This is a genomic window from Ideonella sp. P3_A4 (assembly GCF_056403075.1).
On sequence record NZ_JBFUGE010001136.1, the window covers coordinates 1 to 1,121 of the forward strand.

Here is a 1,121-nt window from a genome sequence, read left to right on the forward strand (position 1 = left end):
ACGTTGGTCAGCACGCGGTTCAGTGAACCCACGTCACGCGCCATGTTGCGCATGTCGCCCAGGCCCTGGTGCACTTTCTCGAGCCGTTCGGCCACCTGCTTGAAGCTTTCGCCCAGCCGCAGCTCCAGCGTCGCGTGCAGCTTCTCGTCAACGGTGGCACGCATCTGCTCCAGCTTGCGCTCGTTGCCCTCTTGCAGCGCAGCGAGCTGGGTCTGCACCGTGCCGCGCACTTCGGCCAAGCGGTTTGCATTGGCTTCGCCGAGCGCGCGCAGCTGATCGGCAATCAGCTGCTGCATCGCCCCCAGCTGGGCACGGAAGGAGTCGATCTGCTCGTTCTGCGTCCGGGCCACGTCGCCGGACTGGTTCAGCAGCATCTGCTGGAAGTTGCCCAGGTCGGCGCGAGCCATCTGGGCATTGCGGCCCAACTCGTCGCGCAGATCACGCTCAAGCCGGTCACTGTCGGCCCGCGCTGCGTCGCGCAGTGTGGTGACCAGAGCCTGGGCTTGAGCACCGTCGTCTTCGCGCCGACGCGACGTCAGGCCGATGAAGATCAAGATCAGCAGGTTCAGCGCGGCCAGCGCCATCAGAATCCAGTCGGTCATGGGCTGATTGTCTCAGCCCATGATCAGCCCCTCATTCCACTCGGGCGGTGGTGCCGAGCGCGGCCGAGCGTTCCGGCGGCAATGTCAGCTCGGCCGAATCGGCGCGGCCATTGGTCGCCGCATCCGCCTCACTCAGGCGGAATGCACGCATCAACTCGAGCAACCGGCCAGCCTGGTCCTGCAGGCTGGCGCCCGCGGCCGCGGCTTGCTCCACCAACGCTGCGTTTTGCTGCGTCAGGTTGTCCATCTGCACCACGGCCTCATTGATCTGCGCCAAGCCGTGGCTTTGCTGTGACGAGGCCTCGCTGATCTGCGCAATCGTCTCGGCCACCTGGCGAATCGCCATGCTGGCCTGCTGCATCGTCGTGCCGGCTGCCTCGACCTGCTTGCTGCCGGTTTCCACCTGCTCGACGCTGGCACCGATCAAGGTCTTGATCTCCTTGGCCGCCTCGGCGCTGCGCTGCGCCAGTGCCCTCACCTCACCCGCCACCACCGCGAAGCCGCGGCCCTGTTCGCCCG

At 66.5% G+C, this 1,121-nt stretch carries 1 protein-coding gene and 1 pseudogene; both read right to left on the minus strand.

Features of this window, described 5'->3' with window-relative positions; all coding sequences use genetic code 11:
- Positions 1 to 602, minus strand: a pseudogene (locus AC1DYI_RS36450) (DNA recombination protein RmuC); the annotation flags it as partial.
- A 31-nt stretch (positions 603 to 633) separates the two neighbouring features.
- On the minus strand, positions 634 to 1,121 hold a 488-nt coding region (locus tag AC1DYI_RS36455; RefSeq protein WP_477208957.1), incomplete at its 5' end, for a methyl-accepting chemotaxis protein.